The sequence below is a fragment of the Daejeonella sp. genome (genome assembly GCF_046590655.1).
Lineage (GTDB): Bacteria > Bacteroidota > Bacteroidia > Sphingobacteriales > Sphingobacteriaceae > Daejeonella.
Map to the genome: position 1 here is coordinate 1 of NZ_JBKJUM010000136.1, position 21,714 is coordinate 21,714.

General features: G+C 40.9%; 22 protein-coding genes. 4 read left to right on the forward strand and 18 right to left on the reverse strand.

What is annotated here, in order from left to right:
• A partial coding sequence (locus tag ACLL8Z_RS12800; RefSeq protein WP_411275175.1) for an FtsB family cell division protein occupies positions 1-485 on the forward strand: 485 nt, incomplete at its 5' end.
• Positions 486-582: 97 nt separating this feature from the next.
• Here the strand turns inward: ACLL8Z_RS12800 and ACLL8Z_RS12805 are convergent.
• From ACLL8Z_RS12805 to fabG, 7 genes are all read right to left on the reverse strand, one after another.
• On the reverse strand, positions 583-738 hold the full coding sequence (locus ACLL8Z_RS12805; protein WP_411275176.1) for a hypothetical protein: 156 nt from the start codon (positions 736-738) through the stop codon (positions 583-585).
• A 175-nt stretch (positions 739-913) separates the two neighbouring features.
• A complete protein-coding gene (locus ACLL8Z_RS12810) occupies positions 914-1,216 on the reverse strand; it encodes an HTH domain-containing protein (protein WP_411275177.1) in 303 nt (100 codons plus the stop codon).
• 31 nt (positions 1,217-1,247) lie between these two features.
• Positions 1,248-3,401, reverse strand: coding sequence for a peptidase domain-containing ABC transporter (locus ACLL8Z_RS12815; protein ID WP_411275178.1), 2,154 nt, complete (start codon positions 3,399-3,401; stop codon positions 1,248-1,250).
• Positions 3,392-3,643, reverse strand: a complete 252-nt coding sequence (locus ACLL8Z_RS12820) for a hypothetical protein (protein WP_411275179.1) — start codon at positions 3,641-3,643, stop codon at positions 3,392-3,394. The genes ACLL8Z_RS12815 and ACLL8Z_RS12820 overlap by 10 nt, the downstream gene beginning before the upstream one ends.
• Positions 3,644-3,752: 109 nt before the next feature.
• Complete coding sequence (locus ACLL8Z_RS12825) at positions 3,753-4,076, reverse strand: hypothetical protein (protein ID WP_411275180.1); 324 nt, start codon at positions 4,074-4,076, stop codon at positions 3,753-3,755.
• Between the two features lie 20 nt (positions 4,077-4,096).
• Entirely contained in the window at positions 4,097-6,184 is a 2,088-nt protein-coding gene (locus ACLL8Z_RS12830; protein WP_411275181.1) for a hypothetical protein, read from the reverse strand.
• Positions 6,185-6,323: 139 nt separating this feature from the next.
• On the reverse strand, positions 6,324-7,067 hold the full coding sequence (fabG, locus tag ACLL8Z_RS12835; RefSeq protein ID WP_411275182.1) for a 3-oxoacyl-[acyl-carrier-protein] reductase: 744 nt from the start codon (positions 7,065-7,067) through the stop codon (positions 6,324-6,326).
• Between the two features lie 229 nt (positions 7,068-7,296).
• Between fabG and ACLL8Z_RS12840 the strand changes: the two genes are divergently transcribed.
• Positions 7,297-7,974 carry a methyltransferase domain-containing protein gene (locus tag ACLL8Z_RS12840; protein ID WP_411275183.1) on the forward strand — a complete coding sequence of 226 codons (678 nt, stop codon included), beginning with the start codon at positions 7,297-7,299 and terminating at the stop codon, positions 7,972-7,974.
• A gap of 62 nt (positions 7,975-8,036) precedes the next feature.
• Positions 8,037-8,366 (forward strand): hypothetical protein, encoded by a 330-nt coding sequence (locus ACLL8Z_RS12845; protein ID WP_411275184.1) that lies wholly within the window; start codon positions 8,037-8,039, stop codon positions 8,364-8,366.
• A gap of 7 nt (positions 8,367-8,373) precedes the next feature.
• On the opposite strand, the gene ACLL8Z_RS12850 is transcribed toward ACLL8Z_RS12845, so the two are convergent.
• The 8 genes from ACLL8Z_RS12850 to ACLL8Z_RS12885 all read right to left on the reverse strand — a co-directional run bounded on the left by ACLL8Z_RS12850 (position 8,374) and on the right by ACLL8Z_RS12885 (position 16,330).
• Complete coding sequence (locus ACLL8Z_RS12850) at positions 8,374-8,733, reverse strand: methionine-R-sulfoxide reductase (protein WP_411275185.1); 360 nt, start codon at positions 8,731-8,733, stop codon at positions 8,374-8,376.
• A gap of 14 nt (positions 8,734-8,747) precedes the next feature.
• Entirely contained in the window at positions 8,748-9,134 is a 387-nt protein-coding gene (locus tag ACLL8Z_RS12855; RefSeq protein ID WP_411275186.1) for a septal ring lytic transglycosylase RlpA family protein, read from the reverse strand.
• Between the two features lie 135 nt (positions 9,135-9,269).
• On the reverse strand, positions 9,270-10,298 hold the full coding sequence (locus ACLL8Z_RS12860; protein WP_411275187.1) for a DUF3500 domain-containing protein: 1,029 nt from the start codon (positions 10,296-10,298) through the stop codon (positions 9,270-9,272).
• A 287-nt stretch (positions 10,299-10,585) separates the two neighbouring features.
• Positions 10,586-11,464 (reverse strand): succinate--CoA ligase subunit alpha, encoded by an 879-nt coding sequence (gene sucD, locus ACLL8Z_RS12865; RefSeq protein WP_411275188.1) that lies wholly within the window; start codon positions 11,462-11,464, stop codon positions 10,586-10,588.
• 662 nt (positions 11,465-12,126) lie between these two features.
• Complete coding sequence (gene dctA, locus ACLL8Z_RS12870; RefSeq protein WP_411275189.1) at positions 12,127-13,401, reverse strand: C4-dicarboxylate transporter DctA; 1,275 nt, start codon at positions 13,399-13,401, stop codon at positions 12,127-12,129.
• Between the two features lie 164 nt (positions 13,402-13,565).
• Positions 13,566-15,335 (reverse strand): ABC transporter ATP-binding protein, encoded by a 1,770-nt coding sequence (locus ACLL8Z_RS12875; RefSeq protein ID WP_411275190.1) that lies wholly within the window; start codon positions 15,333-15,335, stop codon positions 13,566-13,568.
• Entirely contained in the window at positions 15,322-16,116 is a 795-nt protein-coding gene (gene truA, locus ACLL8Z_RS12880) for a tRNA pseudouridine(38-40) synthase TruA (RefSeq protein WP_411275191.1), read from the reverse strand. The genes ACLL8Z_RS12875 and truA overlap by 14 nt, the downstream gene beginning before the upstream one ends.
• 67 nt (positions 16,117-16,183) lie before the next feature.
• Complete coding sequence (locus ACLL8Z_RS12885; protein ID WP_411275192.1) at positions 16,184-16,330, reverse strand: hypothetical protein; 147 nt, start codon at positions 16,328-16,330, stop codon at positions 16,184-16,186.
• A 48-nt stretch (positions 16,331-16,378) separates the two neighbouring features.
• Between ACLL8Z_RS12885 and ACLL8Z_RS12890 the strand changes: the two genes are divergently transcribed.
• Positions 16,379-16,846 carry a DUF4293 domain-containing protein gene (locus ACLL8Z_RS12890; protein ID WP_411275193.1) on the forward strand — a complete coding sequence of 156 codons (468 nt, stop codon included), beginning with the start codon at positions 16,379-16,381 and terminating at the stop codon, positions 16,844-16,846.
• A 45-nt stretch (positions 16,847-16,891) separates the two neighbouring features.
• Here ACLL8Z_RS12890 and ACLL8Z_RS12895 read toward each other — a convergent pair whose 3' ends face one another.
• The 3 genes from ACLL8Z_RS12895 to ACLL8Z_RS12905 form a co-directional block, all read right to left on the reverse strand.
• Positions 16,892-19,723: an FAD-binding and (Fe-S)-binding domain-containing protein gene (locus ACLL8Z_RS12895; protein WP_411275194.1), complete on the reverse strand. Its 2,832-nt coding sequence runs from the start codon at positions 19,721-19,723 to the stop codon at positions 16,892-16,894.
• Positions 19,724-19,925: 202 nt separating this feature from the next.
• Positions 19,926-20,765 carry a DUF1080 domain-containing protein gene (locus ACLL8Z_RS12900; RefSeq protein ID WP_411275195.1) on the reverse strand — a complete coding sequence of 280 codons (840 nt, stop codon included), beginning with the start codon at positions 20,763-20,765 and terminating at the stop codon, positions 19,926-19,928.
• 54 nt (positions 20,766-20,819) lie between these two features.
• Positions 20,820-21,662: a sugar phosphate isomerase/epimerase family protein gene (locus ACLL8Z_RS12905; protein WP_411275196.1), complete on the reverse strand. Its 843-nt coding sequence runs from the start codon at positions 21,660-21,662 to the stop codon at positions 20,820-20,822.
• Positions 21,663-21,714: the final 52 nt, after the last annotated feature.

Consider the following 21,714-nt stretch of genomic DNA (forward strand, 5'->3'; position numbering starts at 1 on the left):
ACCTCAGACCTCAGACCTCAGACCTCAGACCTCAGACCTCAGACCTCAGACCTCAGACCTCAGACCTCAGACCTCAGACCTCAGACCTCAGACCCTATGTTAACAAGTTAGTAATTAAACTTGAGCGAACTATCCTACGATACGGGCATAATCCTATATTTGTTCTAATGGCAAGGGCTTTCAACCTCATAAAAAACAAATACCTGATTGCTGGAATAGCATTCTTAACCTGGATGCTGTTTTTCGACAGGAACGACCTGATGTCTCAGTACGACTACCGTCAGCAGCTCCATAAGCTGAACGCAGAAAAAGAATTCTATACAACTGAATCTGAAAAAACCGTAAAAGACTTAACCGAACTTACTACCGACCGCGCCAAACTTGAAAAATTTGCCCGCGAAAAGTACCTTATGAAAAAAATAAACGAAGATGTGTTCGTGGTAATAAAGGAAGAACCTAAGAAAGAAAAGAGTTCATTTTTCTGAATAACACTACCGTCACTACAACCACCTCTTTATTTACCGAATATTAGTTCTTCGCATGAGGGCTTTCACCCCCATGCGAAGAACTAAATTAATGTTGTTAGGTGCAGGAACACTCAAGAGCATCTTGAATGGTTCTGGTAGCTTTCCCGAGAGCATATCCAAACCAATAAGCAATACTTTCACCACCATTAATATTCATCTGTTCGCGTTGCGAAATTTCCTCGCAACCCATAATACTATCTAGCTTTTTCATAAAATAAAATTTAATAAATTGAATTAATCACCTACTCTTTTCAGGCTTTTCGGTTTCTGCCTTCTGCGGGCCAGCATTTATCGCGATGATCAAAATAACCTTGATTCGATATAAAAAAACAGGAGTGTAGAGGAGAATTTAGTTAGAGTACAACTTTAGTTAGTATACGGCAGGTTTATGCAAAATTTGATTTAATACACCTCAGGTTCCCTCCCTGGAATTTTTCAATTTCTTCTGCGTTTAATAAGCGAAAGTCAATCTTTATATTCATCAGGTATTGGCGACCATAGTAATATGTTTTTAGCTGCCTGGAGTACTCAATGGGCACGCCCCTCAACTTCAACTCCTCCAAAACTTTATATACCATAGATGGAGAAAGCTCAAGCCGTCTGGCCAATTCTCGTGGAGTGCCGGTTCTGCGATACCGGATCAGTTCATGTAGTCTGTTTATTCGTTCAATGTGGTCGATCAATTTCATAGCTTCTCTCACTAATTTATTTCTCTGGCATCTAAGCGTACATATGCCTGTTCCACATCTCATAGTATTCAGATTTAAGGGTCATGAGTTCCGAATGGGTCCCTTCTTCCTTAACAATACCTTCCTTAAGCACAATAATTTTGTCAGCTCTTTTAATGGAACTTAATCTGTGTGCGATGATGATAATGGTTTTCCCCTCTTTTAGAAATCGAGATACGGTATCCTGAACAAATCGTTCTGACTTAGGATCAAGAGAGGATGTTGCCTCATCGAGAATAAGAATTTCTGGATCACGGTAAAGTGCCCGGGCTATCGCGATCCGTTGTTTTTGTCCGCCTGATAATGTAACGCCCTTTTCACCAATATTTGTTTGAAAGCCTTCAGGAAGTTCCTCGATAAAAGACATAATACCTAGTTGGGCACAGATTTGCGCTACCTTCGGCACATCTATTTCTTCTTTACCAACTGCGATGTTCCTAAGTATGCTGGTGGAAAACAATTCTGTGACTTGCGGCACTACGGCGATAATTTTTCTGAGTGAATTGTTCGTAATATCCTTTATTGAATAGTCGCCAACGGAAATATTACCCGTATATGTTGGATAAATGTTTTGCAAAAGTGCTACTAAAGTTGATTTTCCACTTCCACTTTCACCTACTATACCAGTCATCCCTGCTAACGATATTTCTAAATTAAGATTGGAAAATACATTTCCCCTGCTGCCGTATTTAAACGTGAGGTCGTTGAATCTGAGAGCACCAATATTGCTGGCATTAAGTTCAATTTGATTTTCGCTGACCTCGGGTTCCTGTTTAAGATTCATAATTTCGAACAATCTATCCGCTGAAATGATCGCATCCTGTACAATCTTATTCATGCCGACAAATGATGAAACAGGCGCTGTAAAATATCCAATAAGTGTGTAAAACGACAATAATTCGCCCGGGCTTATTTGCTGCCTCAATACTAAAGCCGAACCATACCAAAGGAGAATGATGGTGAATAAGTGAGAAGTAAATGCTGTAGAAGACCCGGAGAATAAAGAGTTTAACCCTGAGCGATATACTGTTTTAAGCAAAGTTATAAATCTGGATTCTGTTCTGCTAATAGTGTATCGTTCCAAAGCAAAACGTTTGATGGTCGTTATGACGTTAAGGCTTTCGAAAAGTTGAGATTCAAGTTCTGCGCTATCTTCCATCAACTTACGTTGTGACTTTCTATTCAGTCTGTTCGTAATAAAATAAATCAGGGAGTAGATAGGGACAATCAGAAACATAATAAGTGCAAGTTTCCAGTAATACGTAAACATTAATACGAAAGATGAAAAGAGCATGAAAACGCCTATTATCAGATTTATTGACACATCATTTATAAACACGCGTATTTTTACAGCATCACCTATTCTTGAGGTGATTTCACCAATCCTCATCGTGTCGAAAAAGTGCTGAGGCAGTCGTAACAAATGCTTATAGTAGCCCAGGATGAGCCGGGAATCCAATAATTGCCCCGTTCGGAGGATGAAAATATCTTTAGCTACGCCGATTAAAACTTTTAAGATCAGCAAGAAGATCATCGATATTCCCATTAGGTTGAGCAGTCCGTAATTTCTTTCTACCAATACCTGATCAACAATTTTCTGTATAAAGATAGACGTTGACAGCCCGAGGACGGTATACACTAAAGCGCCAAACAGAGCGAGAACGAGTATACTGCAATGAGGTCGAATAAGCTCCCAAAAGCGACCTGCCGTGCTGACACTTTTAATTTTTGGTGGAAATCTCTCTGCGGGCACGATGAGGATAAGGACTCCCGTCCACTCCTTTTTGAATTCATCTCTTGTCATTCTATGAAATTCCCCATCGCAAGGATCCATTATTTTGACATGGTCTTTGGTTATTTTGCTTATCACTACAAAGTGATGTAGCTTACCTTTAATTTCCATGTGAGAAATAGCCGGAAGGGGAATGGTAAACAAGGTTTCAAAAGAAGCCTTAACACCTTTTGCTTCAAAGCCAAAGCTTTCAGCGGCCTCAATCATCCCCAAAACGTTTGTGCCTTCCCTATCAGTACCTGCTCTCTGGCGGATTTCGGCGATTTGAAGTTCAAGATTGTAGTATCGCGCGACAGATGCCAGGCATGCTGCACCACAATCTGTCCTATCCTGCTGCTTTAACTTTATATCCATTTCGAATCTACCTTTGCATGAGGTGCAGAGGGAGCAGCTAATACACAAGGTTTCGGCCCGCTCCTGATGGCTCCATCAGTCATAATACTAAAGGGAATAGTTACCAATGCCAGGGAACCCAGGAACATAATGGCCAACAATAATAGACACATATAAATCAACCTGGTTTTTCTGTTGATACTATAGTCGTGTACAATTGACAAAGGAAGATCTCTGTCGCTAAAGGGTGTGTATGCGGGCATCTTTAAAGGTTGAATACCTAAAAATATCACCTTGAACCTAATTCAGGGATACCCGGGCCGAAACTTTAGTTAACGGTCGGTTATGACTAGGAAGCGGTAGTGCGAGGAATTAGTCTAAATGTCCCAGATGATTCATTAGATCATCGAGGCCATCATCAATTTTCAGAACCTTCTTTCGCACGTATTCATAAAAAGCATCAAGTCCATCGGTATTATCAAAATAGCCACCCTGCTCAAGTAATCCAATCTTCTCATTATGATGATTAAACAGTTCGAATGAAACAGTGCCGACACTTTTCCCTATATATATTTTATAGTCGCTCACCGAAGTAAAGAAGGTAATCCCATCGGCTTCTTCTTTCCAAAAAACTTTATCACCTTTAGTTAATTCTTTGACCTTGCTGAAAACTGAATAAACTTTTTTATCTTCCATAACATGAGTTTAATTAATGGTCACACCTCCCCGATTCTTTTTCTTGAAAACCATTCCACTGTTAGCAGAGCGAGCATTAAGTAGAATATTAATTTAAGATTTATCGGCTCTTCGTATTTGCGATCTTCATAAGATACGGTTTTAACATTTTCATTTGCCTTTATTAGTTTTGCAATATCCAAAACTTGTGCAGGGAAAACCATTTTGCCGCCGCTTTGCTGTGCCATTGAAAAAAGTAACTGATGATTAGCTCTGGTTTGCTTAAACTCAGCCTGTTGCTGCGTTATCACAAACTGTCCGGACGCAGTTTGCTTATCCTTTCCAAGCTCGGTACGGGCGTTATAGGTGTATTGGCCGGCGGGCAATACACCTGCATCCAGACTATAAGCGTTAGTAGTGCGCGAAAATATAAAAGTATAGCTTTTGCCTGCCCTGTTTGTGAGTGAAATATTTACATCAGGAGTGTTTACCAGCTCAAATGCATTATTGTAAAGCTCAGCATTGAGGATAACATGCTCATTTTCATCAAAAGCATTTTTAGCAGAATACACCCTAAATTTCCGTTTGTCTTCCCGGGCGGAGAGATATTGAACAGTTTTACCAACAAGTTCGTCAATAGCCTCATGGTTATTGTTTTCCTGAAAATCTTCAAGCCTCCATCTCCATATACCTTCTCCCGCGAGCACCGCAATTTTACGCTGAGCATCCTCACCAAACACCAACATTGGCATTTTTGTAATGACTTTACCAATCTGCTGGCTTATCATGATATTACCGGGGCCTTTAAGGCCGTAATTCCCAAAAGGACTGATAAGAGGAGCAAAATTCCTTATCCTCTGTTTATTCTTATCACTTAAAGTGAAAGCATAAAAGTCGGGTTCAAAGCTCGCTATAGCTTCCTGTGCATTTCCTGTAGAGGTTATGCCAAGAATGGTTTGCGATGCAGAAAAAGCAGCAACATTAGTTTGAGCCCCCAAAACATAAAATAGCGGTTTTGCTGCTGCCATCTTCAAAATTTCCTGCGAATTATTGCTTACCGAGGGCAGTTGGTGAAGTATTAATAGGCCTGCTTCATCTATATCAGTCTTAGACACCTCATCAGCAAATGACACTTTAACAGAATAATTTTTATTAACCTCTATAGACTGTTTTATAGCAGTAAGATCAGGATGCGGTGAATTAGCAATAATCAGTACCTTTTGACGGCCGTCAATAACCTCAACAAAAATTGTTTCATTATTATTTTTTACGGACAGCTCATTTGACATGGGCGACAAACGTATATCATACTGCTGTATGCCCTTATTTTTAGCAAGGAGGGTAATGGGAATCATCAGTCTGAATTCCTTAGAATTAACTACTACAACCCTCGAAAAGACCAAACCCGATTTATCGGTAACCGTGAGAACACTGGAGCTGCCCTGTGCCTGATAAGCTTCAACTGTAACTTCAACCTGAAATTGGTTATCGAGATAGGTAATGTTATTATAATTTACATTAGAAATGAGAAGGTCCCTTTTTGCAATCGTATCTCCAAGCGCTACAGTATATATTGATGATTTCAGATTTTTCGATTCATATTCCGGATTCGGCCCGCGGTTGTAGATCCCATCTGAACCAATGATCAATGCCCCTATATTACGGTTTGAGAATTGATCTTCAATTAACTTGAAAACGGAAGATATGTCGGTTACCGGCGAATTGAATGTCAGATCTAGCCCATTTTTAACAGTCGAGCCAAAGCTGAAGGAGCGTACATCATAATCAACAGAAAGTTCCTTTTCCAACTTTTTCAGGTTAGCTGCGTAAGATTTATCGTTGAAGTCTTTAGTCTTTGAGATAAGGATCGATGCTGAGTTATCCTGCGCTATAATTATCAGTGGCTTCTCGACGGTTGTATCTACGTTTCGGATAAGAGGCGCGAAGAGAAGGAATGAAAGGATAGTTACAGTAAGTGTCCTTAATGCGAATAATGAATTCCGAGTACTAGTATTTAAATGCGAGGTTTGACCGTACAGCCCGAACGCATAGCCTAAGCCTAACGCCAAACATCCCAACAGCCATAAAAAAGAAATGGACGTAAATTGAAGCTGAAATAGTAAGGACATAATTATAAAAATATGCCTTTTTTTCTAAAGCTTTAGGCATTATAAAAAGACTCTGTAATCTATCTCAAAATTGGCATTTACCACTGCAACAATTTCCTTACGATAAGCACCTACATTGCCAGCTGCAACTCTCAAATTTTTATAACATCCCCCCATCAACCGGAATAACCTGCCCCGTTATATAATTCGCCATATCTGATCCAAGGAAAACGCAAAGATTAGCCACATCTTCAGTTTCGCCAGCGCGTTTTAAAGGTATTGCCTGTGCCCAACCTTCCACAACTTTTGGATCGAGTACTTCAGTCATCTCTGTCCGGATGAAACCGGGTGCAACAACATTAGATCTGATATTTCGTGAGCCTAATTCTTTAGCTACTGATTTCGAAAATCCAATTATTCCTGCCTTGGAAGCAGCATAATTCGCTTGGCCGGCATTCCCCTGAATGCCCACAACAGAACTCATATTTATAAAGACCCCTTTACGATTCTTCATCATTACTTTAGAAGCCGCTTTGGTAATGTTAAAAACTGATTTAAGATTGATATTCAAAACATCATCCCAGTTGTCTTCGGTCATCCGCATCAGGAGACCGTCTTTAGTGATCCCTGCGTTATTAACTACTACATCGAGAGTTCCGAAATCGGCTACGATATCATTAATAAGTTTTTCAGAATCATCAAACTTTGAAGCATCAGAACGATAGCCTTTCACTTTTGTTCCAAAGCGTTGGAGCTCCTTTTCAAGAGCTTCCCCCTGTTCAACAGACGATAAGTAAGTGAATGCTACATCGGCCCCGTGCTCAGCGAATTTTTCTGCAATCTTACGCCCAATTCCTTTGGATGCTCCTGTTATTAATGCGATCTTTCCTTCGAGTAGTTTCATGGTATTGTTTTAGAAAGTGAAATTAGGACTTTTTCGAAAAAAATAGGCAATTTTAAAACAAGGTTTTTACCGCAAAGAGTACACAGAGAAAATTGCAAAGTTCACAGAGGTAATTATAAAAAGTTACCTAACGGAAAAAGTTTTGAATTAGCAAGATCGGAAATTCACTTTGCGTTCTCTGCGTAAACTCTGCGCACTTTGCGGTAAAAATTGGATAATAGGTAACGAGATGGATAAAGTCGAACAATTTTATGACCAGTTAAGCAGCCAATATTCAGACCTGATTGCAAAATGTGTTCCCCGATATAGGGAACTTATCTATAATATGTTCCATTACATTCCGGAAGATTTTCAGCCTAAACGGATATTGGATTTGGGATGCGGAACCGGAAACCTTACAGATCAGATGTTCAAAAGCTTCCCGGAAGCTGAAATAGATGCCCTGGACATTTCGGAAGAAATCCTGAATGAAAGCCGTAAACGATTTTCAAATACTCCTACTATCAGGTACATACAAGCCGACTTTAAAAGGATGCATTTGCCACCTGGGTCTTACGATCTTATTATGTCGAGCATTGCAATTCATCATATCGATGATCCGGATAAAATCAAACTCTATGCTGAAGTTTATCTGGCTTTAAAGCCGGGAGGTATTCTCGTCTTTGCTGATCAGACACGCGGAATAAATGATGAGATATACAAAAAGAATATTTCAGCATGGAAGGAGGAGGCTTTTAAACTGGGTTCCACTCAAGAGAATTGGGATATGTGGATGGCACACCAGGATGCACACGATTTTCACACGCCCGTGACGTGGCATTTAGAACAGTTGAAACAAGCTGGATTTAGCGAAACAGATATTCTTTGGAAGTATTTGCTATGGGCCGTTATTTGGGCCAGAAAGTAAAAATCGCAAAACATACAGAACAAATTCAACAGATTCTAGTTAGGAATAAAAAATCAGCTCTCATGACTACAGCAAAGATCATACGTCACCGGCATAAATATCATCATTACATGAATGATGATCTCAAAGATGTGAGGGAGGAAACCTTTTTTAAGATTGTGTTTTCAGATCCCAAAGATTTCGATCTCTTTAATCAATGGTGCATTGAAAATAAAGGCGAATACGACTACGATAAAGAGCAAAGCTGTCAACGGGGTTCGCTACCTAAAATCAAAATTTTTAAAGACGAGATCTGCTGGTGTGATATTATGACCTACTACCTAATCCACGTTGCAGGTTTTAGCTTTCATTCAGTTATCGAACCGTATAAAGGGGAAGTTTACGTTAGGTGACGCTCTATCAGGCAGGGATAAACTTCATTGAAAGGGAATTCACACAGTGTCGGGTATTTTTAGCCGTAAACCTTTCACCTGCGAAAACATGCCCCAGATGAGCTCCACAAGTATTGCATAATATTTCCGTCCTGCGCCCATCTGCATCGGTTAAGCTTTTTACTGCGCCCGCAATTTCATCATCAAAGCTCGGCCAACCGCAGTTCGACTCAAACTTATCCTCTGAGCGGTAAAGCGGTGTGTCGCACCTTTTACAAACATAGGTGCCAGCCTGCTTATTATCAAGAAATTCACCGGTAAATGGCCTTTCCGTCCCTTTGTGCAGGATGACGTATTCTTCTTCTGGGCTTAATTTATTGTAATCCATAAAAATGAGTTTGATTACCTTGTTGGCAAGGTGTATGTCATCTCGATATTCGCAACTCCTTTGCCAAACATACCGATCTTTTTCGCTGCTGCCTGTGACAGATCGATGATGTAAAACTTACTATGCGGGCCTCTGTCGTTCACGCGAACTTCCACGCTTCGGCCGTTGTCGACGTTAGTAACGTAAACTATAGTTCCAAATGGTAATCTTAGATGTGCCGCTGTTAGTTTCTTATTGCTGAATACTTCCCCGTTAGCGGTTCTGCGCCCATGGAATTTGTTGGCGTAATAGGTTGCCTTTCCTTTTACTGTTGTTGAACGTGATGTGTTTAAACTCTTCTCCGCTGGCTCTCCTGAGGTTGTCGCAAAAAGCGTGAAGATTATAAAAATTAATGTTTTCATATGCTTCATTCATTTGTTGAACGGCTGCAAAGATGCGAATTTCTGGTTGGACGGTCAAATTGCAATTTTACTTTCCTCGATCGTACCCTAAAAGAATCACTTTAATATCATGAAAAAATGAGCATTACACCCCCCTCAATGATGATGATCCTGATTCTGATAGTGCCCTTTCAGCACATCATCACCGAAATCATTTGTCAGGTCACGCACGACAGTATGTACATGGTTGGAATTGTTCTGTGTATTATCATATTCAATAAGCAAAGCCTTTCCCTGTATCCTGTAATAATGTCCGCTTCCCGGCTTCAGGCTTCCAGCCCAGGCAAAATGCAAATCATCAATGCCGCTTTTTTTAATTTTGGATAAAAATTTTTCAGAAAATTCCGAAGCATAATTCCGGATATAAACATCCAGCAGTTGCATAAATATTTTTTTTTGTACGGCATTCAATTCCCGGAATTCAATTCCAGAAGGACTTAAAAGAGAGGCCTTCCGGCTGTTGCCGGTTATGATATCAGAGGGGGCTTTTTCTGCAAAACGTGTTTTTTTTAATTGGATTTCGTCCAGGGAATTCAAGAGCAAAAATCCCAGTTCCGTTTCCTTCTTAAGTACCTGTGTGCCTTTTTTATCGCCACTAGTAACAATTCCCGGATTAGAACCAAAGAAAGAGGGTGTGGATGAAACAAGAACTCCCCGAAGGGATGAAAAATTAAGTGATAAGTGGTGACCTTCAAAACGCCATCCCCACTCCTTCGACGAAGACGGCTCTCCAAAAATGCTTATATGATAATTTAATGGATCACGGTAGTTATCTTCAGGAGCCCGCTTCTCAAGAGCTTTTAAAATAGTCTCCAGTTCAATAATTCCACTTGCTTTTTGATAACCTTGATCACTCAAAGATGCTCTTAAAAGAGAAATTGCGGCATTTTTCTGTTTTACATCAAAATCGCGAAAGGACGGACCTTTTCTTGCTATCGGCACAAAATTCCAGTTAAAGCGCTCTGCATCCCCAAAGTTAAACTGCGCCTGAGTTCTCAATTCAGTTGAAAGAGTACTCAAAAAAATATTTGCCTTCTTAGCCAGATCCTGACCGGATGCCGGTATTGCTGCAACAATTGTACAAATAACTAACATTGTCTTATATGCCAATTTCAATTTAACCATAATCTAATTTAATTAAAAAAAAGCATTCCGGAATCTTAATTAATTTACAATAGGTTAGCTGTAGGATTATCCCCGGATCGGGATACGCACCCACAGTAGCTACACGATCATTCGGCTATCTTCAGATTAGTAATAATTATCGTCTGGAGATGAATAATGGTAAGATCCAGTGGGCTGCGCTTCGCATTCATAGCTACATCCTATGAATCCTGTTTCAGACAATCTATTACAGACAATCCCAAAACAAAAAACCGGCCTAAGCCGGTTTCAGATGACATATCATCATTTTATTTTAGTTTCGCCATTTCTTCTGCCATTGCAGCACCAATTTCAGCCGGTGATTCAACTACACGAATACCGCATTCTCTCATGATTTTCATTTTAGCTGCTGCTGTGTCATCAGCACCTCCAACTATTGCCCCCGCATGTCCCATACGGCGTCCCGGAGGCGCTGTTTGGCCCGCAATAAATCCTACAACAGGCTTTGTTCCGTTTTCTTTAATCCAGCGAGCCGCTTCAGCTTCCATGCTTCCACCGATCTCGCCAATCATCACAATACCCTTTGTTTCAGGATCGTTCATAAGCAGCTCAACAGCTTCTTTAGTGGGAGTACCGATAATAGGGTCACCGCCAATGCCAATGGCCGTTGTAATACCTAAGCCTGCTTTAACAACCTGGTCAACAGCTTCGTAAGTTAAGGTTCCTGATTTAGAAACGATGCCTATTTCACCTTTTTTAAAGATAAAACCTGGCATAATACCAATCTTGGCTTCATCTGCAGTGATAATACCCGGGCAATTCGGGCCAATCAAACGTGAATCTCTATCTGAAAGGTACTCTTTGACCAGGATCATATCCTTAGTTGGAATACCTTCTGTAATACATACAATAACTTTTATTCCCGCCTCGGCAGCTTCCATAATTGCATCCGCAGCAAATGCAGGTGGCACAAAGATGATAGAAACGTTCGCTCCGGTTTTATCTACTGCATCTTTAACAGTATTAAATACTGGCCTGTCGAGGTGGGTTTGTCCGCCTTTTCCAGGAGTTACACCTCCGACAAGCTGTGTTCCGTACTCAATCATTTGCGAAGCATGATAGGTGCCCTCGTTGCCTGTAAATCCCTGAACTATAACTTTCGAATCTTTATTTACCAGTACACTCATTGAATATTTTTTAGTATCGCAAAGCTAAGAGAATCGGCTAGAATGTCAAAAGGTAATTAGGAAAAGAATTGTAATAAGGTTGTTTGTCTGAAATAGGATTCATAGAATTCTGGGTGGAGATGCATGTGTGTCATTGCCTGCCTGGCCGGCAGCTACCCTATACATAGATCTTTTGTCATCATAGCCGGGCAAGCAATAATTTGTTGGGAGGTTCTGGCTTTCGCCAGAATGACAAGCGCATTTTGGGGAATTGGGGAGATCCCGGCTTTCGCCGGGATCGAAGTGGATCCACACTAATTAACTTGGGATGTTTTAAGGTCGTAGATTCCGGCCTACGAGCCGGAATCTCCTCCAATCACCCCTAGCAATTTTGTCATTCCCGCGAAGGCGGGAACCTCCTATCCATATCTTTTGCAATTCCTTATGTCCTCTACGATGTTAATAACTCGATTTAGATCCATGATGTTTGCTCGTTTAATCTCATAATACTTGTGTGTACAGGGTAGCTGGCCGGCAGTCAGGCGAGCGAAGCGCGGCATAGGATGCATAGGATGATAGGATGCATACGATGGTAGGATGCATAGGATGCTGAGTGGAGATTCATTTGTGTCCTTGCGAGCGAAGCGCGGCAAAGGATGCATAGGATGATAGGATTCATAGGATTACCCCTCACTAATTAAATCGGCTGTCTTAGGGTCAGTGGCCCTTTTATAAGCGGCCTGGTCAAATTCCTTTTCGCTTTTGGCAATTACGACTGCGGCCACACCGTTTCCGATTAGATTTGTAATCGCCCGGGCTTCCGACATAAACCTGTCAACACCTAATAATATCGCTATGCTTTCTACAGGAATAACTTTCAGTGCAGTGAGAGTTGATGCCAGCACAATGAATCCGCTACCTGTAACACCTGCGGCGCCTTTTGAAGTTATCATTAAAACGCCTATGATTGTTAGCTGCTGACTTATGCTAAGGTTAATATTGAAAACCTGCGAAAGAAAAATAACGGCCATGGAAAGATATATCGATGTTCCGTCCAGGTTGAAGGAATAACCAGTAGGAATAACCAGTCCTACAACTGGCCTGGAACAGCCGAACTTTTCCATCTTCAACATCATGCTCGGAAGGGCAGATTCCGACGAGGATGTTCCAAGTACGATCACTATCTCCTGCCTGATAAATTTCAGGTATTTCCAGAGGCTGAATTTGAACAGATATGCAATTATATTCAGGACTCCGAAAATGAACAGGATCATCGTCATATATACCGCAATCATTAGTTTTCCCAGGGGATAAAGTGTTTCAATACCGTAAGTGCCGATGGTGTAAGCCATACCTCCAAATGCACCAAAAGGCGCCAGTTTCATAATCATCTTCATAATATTAAAGATGACCTGGGAAAGTTTTTCAAAAGTGTTAATCAGTGATGTTCCGTTTGAACCCATGCGGCTTAAAGCAAAGCCAAAAAGCACTGCAAAGAACAGAATTTGAAGGATGTCGCCCTTTGCGAAGGATTCAAAAATGTTTTTGGGAACGATATGGGCAAAGAACTCAAGCCAATTCATCTCAGCAGCACCTTCCTGAAATGTTTGCACTTTGGAAAGATCAGGATGGGTTTTTGACACATCCACTCCTTTTCCGGGCTGAAAAATATTCGCGACAAGCAATCCGATTACAATCGCCAGTGTAGTAATGACCTCAAAATATAGAAGGGCTTTGCCTCCTACCCTCCCCACTTTCTTCATGTCGCCCATTTGAGCAATTCCGAGTACAATAGTAAAAAAAATGATCGGCGCGATAAGCATGCTAATCATATTGATGAATGTCTGGCTAATTAACTTTGCAGTAGGGGCAAATCCGGGAAAGTTCAAACCCACCAGCACTCCAATAACAATTGCAACAAGTACCTGAAAGGTAAGATGGGTGATGACGCGCTTCATGAAAGACTAATGTAGGAAAAAGTTGTACTTTTTAAGTTATACGTTGTACGTTATACGTTTTACGTAACTAAACGCTGTGTTAAACACTCGGACGCAGAAGTTATTTTTACAGGTCATACGGTTTCTAAATGCTGTGCTATCCGCCCAGACGTAAAACGTACAACTTACAACTCCCTCCCGATTCCTTCCGAATTAAACTGCAGATCGTAGAGCCGCTTATAATAACCGTTCAATTTTAAGAGCTCCTGGTGCGATCCCATCTCTTTAATTTCGCCATGATCGAGTACAATTATTCGGTCGGCATTCTGTATGGTAGAAAGTCGGTGTGCGATCACAATAGATGTACGGCCTCGCATTAGTTTTGTTATAGCATTTTGAATAAGTTCTTCAGTTTCTGTATCAACTGATGCTGTGGCTTCATCAAGAACCAGTATTCGGGGATTATAGACCATAGCTCTAATAAAAGAGATCAGTTGGGCCTGGCCTGCAGAAAGCGTTGCACCGCGTTCCATTACATCATAATCGAAGCCGCCCGGGAGGCGCGAAATAAAGTCCTCGGCACCGACTTCCCTCGCTGCAGTTAAGAGCTGTTCACGTGTGATCTTATTGTTGTTTAGGTTGATGTTGTTAGCTATCGAATCGGAGAATAAAAACACATCCTGAAGTACAGTTGCAATGTGTGAACGCAGATAGCTGAGTTCATATTCACGTATATCAAGGCCATCAATTGTGACAGCTCCTTTATTTATTTCGTAGAACCGGTTTAGAATATTAATTGTCGAAGATTTCCCTGCTCCCGTGGCACCTACAAGCGCCAGCGTATCCCCCGGTTTTACGTGGAACGATATATCTTTCAATACCCAGTTCTCATTATTGTAAGCAAACCAGACATTCTTGAACTCAATATCTCCTTTGAATATTTCCGGCTTTTGCTTGCCGCTATTCTCTGTTTTCTCATCGGTATCGAGGACATTAAATATTCTCTCCGCCCCGACCATGCCCATCTGGAGAGTATTAAACTTATCCGCCAACTCCCTTATTGGCCGGAACAACATGTTAATGAACATAATGAATGAAACGACAACACCCGGAGTAATCCTATCGGCAAGAATGGATTCCGATCCCCACCAGACCAGCAAGCCTAATGACATCGCAGAGATTATTTCGACAACCGGAAAAAAAATTGAATAATACCAATTCGAACGAATATGTGCGTCCCTGTGCTTAGCATTTATACGCTTGAACTTGCGCATCTCCTGGTTTTCCCTTGCGAAGTACTGTATGATTTTGACGCCTGTAATATGCTCCTGCAGAAATGTATTTAGATTTGAGATCTGGGTACGCACTTCCTGAAAAGCTGATTTTATGGCCTCTTTAAAAACATATGAAGCTACCATAAGGAAGGGCATTGGAATAAGAACTACAAGCGTTAATTCCCAATCGGTGTAAAGCATTACGGCAATGATTGCAACTACCTGAAGAATATCTCCAATAATCACAATAAGCCCTTCAGAAAAAATATCTGCAATGGTTTCCAGATCCGAAACTGTTCGGGTAATGAGCTGGCCGATTGGTGTTCGGTCAAAGTACTTTAGCCTAAGACTACTGATGTGATTAAAAACATTAATTCGTAGATCTTTAATTACCGACTGCCCAAGCACGTTTGTATAAAAAGTGTGAAAATATTGGACCAAGGTCTGAACTACTAGAAGCCCAATCATAATCAGGGTCATATTTAACAAACCTTTGTTATCACTTTCAACTATATATTTATCCAAAGTCACCTGAATTAACCAAGGTCGGATTGGTGCTATAACAGCGATAATTACGGTTAATATAATCGACCAGATAAAGATTTTCCGGTATGGTGTAACATACTTGAAGATCCTTCTTAAGAGACTTATGTCAACTGCTTTACCGCTAACCTTTGCCATTGGCGGGTGGGATTAAATGTTGCGGATGTATTTCATAGGGATAACAAACCTCTGTGAGGTAGAGGCCGCAAGCAGGAACGGACTCACCTGCATTTGACCTGTCTTTGCTCTCAATTATACCTCTTATCTTTTCCGGGGGGATTTCCCTTTTGCCGACCTTCATCAGGGTACCTACGATTGCCCTGACCATATTCCTTAAAAAACGATCGGCAGAAATATGAAATATCATACCCTCGCTATTATCCATCCATTCAGCATTAAATATTGAACAATTATTTGTGAACGTTTGGGTGTTTGACTTACTGAAGCAGCTAAAATCGGTGTACTCCTGTAGAATTTCTGCGGCAATATTCATAAGTTTTATATCAGGCACATCTCTTAGCAACCACGACAAGTTATGTTTAAAAGGATCTTTTTTAAAGTGAATATGATATTCATAGGACCGCCGTGTTGCATCGAAACGGGCATGGGCATCAGGTTTTACCATGAAGATGCCTTTAGCAGAGATATCATAAGGCAATAAGGAGTTGAAGCTCAAAAGAAATCTTGGATCTAAAACATCGGCTTCTCCTGACAGATCAAAATGTGCGAATAGCTGTCTGGCATGGACTCCTGTATCCGTCCGTCCGCAACCTAATGTCTCAACCGCTTCTCTGCAAATTGTTGATAGTGCCAAGTTTAAAACTGCCTGAACGGATTTTGCATTCTTTTGGGCCTGCCAGCCGTGATAGGCAGTTCCATTATAAGCAATCTCTATAAAATATCTCTTTGCGGTGTTCAAGGTGCAAATGTAAAGAAGAAGTATCAGGTATCAGGCATGGAGTATCAAGTATCAAGCCTGCCTGACGTCAGGCAGGTATCAAGATCGTTCCTGGGTCATTGTCAAAACCTGTCATATTATGAATCCTTTGCCCCACTTTGCTAGCCTGATGGCAGGCATGCATGTCATTTTCTGCATCTCCGCCCAGCATCCTATGAATCCTAATCCTATTCATCTTATCAACCTATTAATCCTATTCCTATATTTGTTTAAAATTCATAATATGATTCAAAGGATACAAAGCGTCTGGTTATTTTTTGCAACAGCGTCCATTTTCAGCTTATTTTTATTCCCATACCTTCAAGTCTTAAACCCCGATGGCTCTGCCAGTCTGATAAAAGTAATGGGTGTTTATCAAAATATTGCCGGACAGCAAGTACAGACCCAAGCCTTTTTAGGTTTAACTATTGCCTCGGTTATTTTGGGTCTAATCATTTTTATTACCATTTTCCTGTATAAAGACCGAAAAAAACAGGTGATGCTTTGTTACCTGTCAATAGCACTTGTTATTGCATTTAGCTTTTGGCTGATACAAACTGCGAAGGGTGTCCTTGGTCCCGTTGTATTGCGCGCAGAGAATTATGGGATTGGAACCTTGCTTCCCTCAATTGCCATACTATTTTTAATACTGGCAATACGAGGAATGAAGAAAGATGATAGGTTAATAAAATCAGCAGATCGGTTGAGGTAATCAATTCAAATTTATATTTTCAACTCTCCACATTCAACTTTCGACTCAATCCATACATTCGTCCGCCAGGTAGAGCACAGATTCATAATTTTTTCCAACCGCATCCGACATGGCTATCTCGCAGGTTTTGCCCGAGGAGTAGTAGCCATCATAATGTTTCATCTGCACATCCCTGGCTTCGGGAGCAGTAGCAGAAGCAGTAAGTTCTGGATATAAAAAGCCTCTGTCGCCTGCCATTCCACAGCATCCGGCATTGACCGGAATATGTACAAAATCGGTAAAATGATTGGCTACAGCGACAAACTTCCTCTCCAAACCCATTTTTTGTAAGGAACAAACTGGATGCAAAACGATTGAGCTCTTTTTGTTCGGGATTTTAGCTCCGGGCATTATGTAGTCGTGGAGATAATCAATACTGTCGATAATAGTTAACTGGTCAAAATGCTGTTTATTGATCTCGTCGAGCACCGGACGGCATTTCTGAAGTGTTTGCGAGCATGAAGTAACATCCAGAACGATCGGTACCCGGCCTTCGTTAGTGATCTCCCAAAGCTTCGCGATCGTTTCATTGCAGGTGGAAGCATATGCCATATTAAACCCTTTGGAAGAAAACAATTGTCCGCAGCAAAGTGCTTTGATCCCTTTTGGAATGATGACCTGGATACCTGACTTTCGGGAAACACTTAAAAAAGTATCGGGAATGCTTTTTTTGTGCTCAGCTCCGCCCATTATTCTCGAGATACAGGTAGGGAAATAAACAACCGAACTCCCTTCCGCAGTGAAATCTGCAATCCGTTCAGTATAATCTCCTTTTATTTGGCCAGTTGTAAGAAGCTGGTTACTCCACAAAGGGAACTCAGGAATAACTTTTTTAAGTGCTTTGGTAATAACAATCATGGCATTTTTGCCAAATATTTTATTGATCGCATTACCGCTCAACAGCGCAAAATTTACGGCTGCCGTAACGAGCTTAAAATTCCGGGAGACCCATAAAGCCACCTTATTGGCAAATTCAGAATGATTTTCCCGGCGCAGGCGTTTGATCAGATCGCCGGTATTAATATCCACCGGACAGCTGGTTGCACAAAGACCGTCAAGTGCACAGGTGTCAATCCCGTCATACTGGTATTGAGAACTTAATTCTTTGTGCGTTACCATATCACCCTTCGATTTCAAAAGAGCTAGTTCTCTCCGGATGACGATCCTTTGCCTTGGTGTAGTAGTGATATTCCTACTCGGACATTTATGTTCGCAATAACCGCATTCAATACATCTATCGACTTCTTCTTCCACGGTGGGAAGAGATTTCAAATCCAGAATATGGGCATTCTTATTTTCATTAATGATCACACCGGGATTAAGCAAATTTCGGGGATCAATAACGGCTTTCAGGGTTTTCATTATTTGGTACGCTTCAGTACCCCATTCCGTTTCAACAAAGGGCGACATATTTCGCCCGGTGCCATGTTCGGCTTTTAAGGTTCCGTCGTATTTTTTTACGACCAGGTCAACAACCTCCCGTAAAAAACGATCGTAACGATCAACTTCCCCAGCCGAATTGAAAGACTGCGTAACAACAAAATGAATATTGCCATCCTTGGCATGGCCAAAGATTATCGCATTATCGTAATGATATTTCGCGAAAAGCACATGAAGGTCTAGTATCGCATCTCCCAGCTGGTCAACCGGGAAAGCGATATCTTCCAATATTACTGTGGTCCCGCTTGCACGCACTGCACCTACAGCCGGGAACATACCTTTCCGAAGTTTCCAATAAAATGCCTGCTCTACGGTATCCTGAGTAAAACTTATAGGCTCAAGCAATAAAAACTCTTTGACATAGGGTGATAAGCTCGCAATCTTCGCGTTCAATTCCTCAATTGTATTGCTTTGGTATTCCACCAATAATGCAGCAGCAGCCTCAGGCAAGGTTCGTAAGATCTGCGGCACTCCTTTAATATTCTCAATCGACCTGAGTGATGCCCGGTCCATTAATTCAACCGCTTCTGCGCCCGTTTCGGTTAAGGGCCTGATGGCCTGGCATGCTGAATAAATATCCTGGAAGTAAATAAATGCCGTTGATTTATAAGGAAAATCCGGAACTGTTTCCATAACAGCCTCGGCGATGAAACCCAGAGTACCTTCAGCACCAATTAATAAATGAGAAAGAATGTCTAAAGGATGAGAATAATCTATAAAGGAATTGAGTGAGTAACCTACTGTGTTTTTAGTTAGATATTTTGTACGTATACGGTTAGAAAGTACCGGGTTTGCCGTTATTTGTTGCTTTAAATCTAAGATAGAGGAATGTATCTCCGGACACTCGTGCTCAAATCTGGTATAGTCATTAGTAACTTCAGTGGAAAAGCTATTTCCGGAAGGCAGAATAAAGCGGATATGTTTAGTAGTATGATATGAATTCATACTCACACCGCAGCACATTCCACTGGAATTATTTGAAAGGATGCCGCCAATCATAGCGGAATCTATGCTTGATGGGTCTGGACCTATTTTCCGTTTGTGCTTTCGAAGAAAAATATTCACCATTGTTCCGGTGATACCGGGCTGGACCCTTACACTGTTGCCCGAATCTTCTATCAGAATATTATTCCAATATTGCTTCAAATCGACAAGGATACCGTCAGTGATCGACTGTCCCGACAAGCTGGTACCCGCAGTTCGGAAAGTTACGGGAACGTTATGATCATGTGAAAATTTGAGAATAGCTACAATTTCCCCTTCACTAACGGGCCTTACAACAGCCTTTGGGCGGAGGTAATAAAAGCCGGCATCAGAAGCATAGGCAACCAGATCTATTAAGCGGCATTTTATTCTTTCTTTTGGCAAAACAGCTTCCAAAAGCTTTCCTATGTCCATAAATATCGTTTAGACCCTAAAGTTGTAAGAATTTATGAAGGAATACAACAATTCATAGAAGAAAACACAATTATTCCTTATTGTTCAGCACATTTCGGGTGGCTTCAATGGCAAGATCTTATCCCCTTCGGTTCAGGACTTCAATTGCTGCCAGTGCGGCGGCGATGATTGGGTTACTGGCAAACTTTTTAATGAGTATACATTAATGATTTTTACGGTTTTGCAGCTCTTTTAATTTTGACTGTACCCTTTTAGGATTGTGCATGTATTTTTCCAGGTTAAATAGTTCAACCTTTCTGAATTCTATAGGATGGCTTTCGCTTTGAAGTGCTATATAACCATCTTTCAAAAGTTGCTTGTCCTGATACTGAGACGAATCAAATAACCCATCCTTTCCGTCGACCTGTGGTTTTTCATACACCAGTACTGTATCCCGTTCTACAATATGTTTAATAATAGAATCGCCCAGAACCAGCGCTTCAACTCTCACCCATTGATCTCCATGATAGGTTTTTGAACTGGAATTCACACAATGCGTTTTGAACAATTTACCGTGAAGTATCACATTAGTACCCGGTGTACACAGATTACCAGTACTGCGCTTATTTTTCCCATCACCACCCAATAGCTGCTGTTCAAGTGAAACAGGAAAGTCCTGGTTAATCTTCATTGTAGCGGCCGGTTGGGAATGCAGCATTGCACCACTGTTTCGATATGCCCATCCGGCGCCACCTTTTATTTGCTCACCTGTAAAACGGTATTCCATCACCAGCAGGTAAGCGGAGAACTTTTGTTTGTAGAAAATATGACCGTACTGATCATTCCAATCTGTATACTGATCGTAACTTACTGTCAATTTTCCATCCTTTACACGGAATGTATTTCCGACATTTTCGTTAAGTGGATGACCTTTAATTTTGACATCCCAGTTCTTAATATCTTTCCCATTAAATAATTGTATCCATCCATGTTTTGCACCCTTCTTTTGTGCCATACCATATAATGATAACAGTACAAATACGGCTGTAAATATTATTCTCATACTATATCGTATAATTATGCTCGATGTGTCAGGATAATTTCCGGGGATATCTGCTTATTTTTTTACAGCCTTTCTTAAATATTTTACGCTCGCTGTTACGTCAGGAACGCTATTATTCCAATTATATTCGTATTCAGCGGATATTACGCCTCTAAACTTTTGTCTTTTCAACTCCTCAACTACACCGTCTACATTTGAAACCCCTGTTCCCCAATGAACGTCATGTGCTTTTTTATTATTTTTTTCATTCAAATCTTTAAAATGTAATTGAACAACATGTCCCTCTAACTTTTTGAGACATTCCACCGGATCAAGGCCAGATCTTACCCAATGACCAATATCCGCGCAAGCGCCTATACGTTTGCTTTGTCCTTTAAGAGCAGCAAGTACCACATCAGGGTTCCAGTAGTGTGATGGGTCAGGATGATTGTGCAGGGCAAGGTTAATTTTAAACTCCTCACATAACTTTGATAATAAAGGGAGATATTTCTCTTCTGGTTCGCTGACAATATTCTCAATACCCATGGCTTTCCCAAACTTAAATATTGCCCGCCAGTCGGCATCATTATTAGCCCTAACTACGCCATAGGATACCATTTTGATTCCTTTTTCTTTTAATTTTCGAAGAATTTTACTTCGGGTAAGTGCATCCATATGATAATCCATTTTCCCTTCAACACCTCCTCCAATAATTTGACCGGGATAAGCTTCCACATATTTTAAACCGCAACTATCTATTTTGTCGAGGGCTTCAAAAAACGTAAAACGATTAAAAGTATATGCTTGTGCTCCCAATTTCCAGCCTAGTTTGGCTTCCGGATTCTGGGCAAATGCGCCATATGTAACACTAAACATGATTAATATTAAAGTCGATAAGAATAGGCAGCTGTTTTTCATTGATGTTTATTTAATTTTAAAATGTATGTTATGTAAAGATAATAACTTTATC

Coding starts and splice junctions, on each gene's coding strand:
- ACLL8Z_RS12905 (WP_411275196.1), bottom strand. CDS start 21,662: ATGAAAAACAGCTGCCTATTCTTATCGACTTTAATATTAATCATGTTT.
- ACLL8Z_RS12900 (WP_411275195.1), bottom strand. CDS start 20,765: ATGAGAATAATATTTACAGCCGTATTTGTACTGTTATCATTATATGGT.
- ACLL8Z_RS12845 (WP_411275184.1), top strand. CDS start 8,037: ATGACTACAGCAAAGATCATACGTCACCGGCATAAATATCATCATTAC.
- ACLL8Z_RS12895 (WP_411275194.1), bottom strand. CDS start 19,723: ATGGACATAGGAAAGCTTTTGGAAGCTGTTTTGCCAAAAGAAAGAATA.
- ACLL8Z_RS12855 (WP_411275186.1), bottom strand. CDS start 9,134: ATGAAAACATTAATTTTTATAATCTTCACGCTTTTTGCGACAACCTCA.
- sucD (WP_411275188.1), bottom strand. CDS start 11,464: ATGAGTGTACTGGTAAATAAAGATTCGAAAGTTATAGTTCAGGGATTT.
- ACLL8Z_RS12830 (WP_411275181.1), bottom strand. CDS start 6,184: ATGTCCTTACTATTTCAGCTTCAATTTACGTCCATTTCTTTTTTATGG.
- ACLL8Z_RS12860 (WP_411275187.1), bottom strand. CDS start 10,298: ATGGTTAAATTGAAATTGGCATATAAGACAATGTTAGTTATTTGTACA.
- ACLL8Z_RS12875 (WP_411275190.1), bottom strand. CDS start 15,335: ATGGCAAAGGTTAGCGGTAAAGCAGTTGACATAAGTCTCTTAAGAAGG.
- ACLL8Z_RS12810 (WP_411275177.1), bottom strand. CDS start 1,216: ATGAAATTGATCGACCACATTGAACGAATAAACAGACTACATGAACTG.
- fabG (WP_411275182.1), bottom strand. CDS start 7,067: ATGAAACTACTCGAAGGAAAGATCGCATTAATAACAGGAGCATCCAAA.
- ACLL8Z_RS12840 (WP_411275183.1), top strand. CDS start 7,297: ATGGATAAAGTCGAACAATTTTATGACCAGTTAAGCAGCCAATATTCA.
- dctA (WP_411275189.1), bottom strand. CDS start 13,401: ATGAAGCGCGTCATCACCCATCTTACCTTTCAGGTACTTGTTGCAATT.
- ACLL8Z_RS12890 (WP_411275193.1), top strand. CDS start 16,379: ATGATTCAAAGGATACAAAGCGTCTGGTTATTTTTTGCAACAGCGTCC.
- ACLL8Z_RS12850 (WP_411275185.1), bottom strand. CDS start 8,733: ATGGATTACAATAAATTAAGCCCAGAAGAAGAATACGTCATCCTGCAC.
- ACLL8Z_RS12885 (WP_411275192.1), bottom strand. CDS start 16,330: ATGAATAGGATTAGGATTCATAGGATGCTGGGCGGAGATGCAGAAAAT.
- ACLL8Z_RS12805 (WP_411275176.1), bottom strand. CDS start 738: ATGAAAAAGCTAGATAGTATTATGGGTTGCGAGGAAATTTCGCAACGC.
- ACLL8Z_RS12815 (WP_411275178.1), bottom strand. CDS start 3,401: ATGGATATAAAGTTAAAGCAGCAGGATAGGACAGATTGTGGTGCAGCA.
- ACLL8Z_RS12820 (WP_411275179.1), bottom strand. CDS start 3,643: ATGCCCGCATACACACCCTTTAGCGACAGAGATCTTCCTTTGTCAATT.
- ACLL8Z_RS12825 (WP_411275180.1), bottom strand. CDS start 4,076: ATGGAAGATAAAAAAGTTTATTCAGTTTTCAGCAAGGTCAAAGAATTA.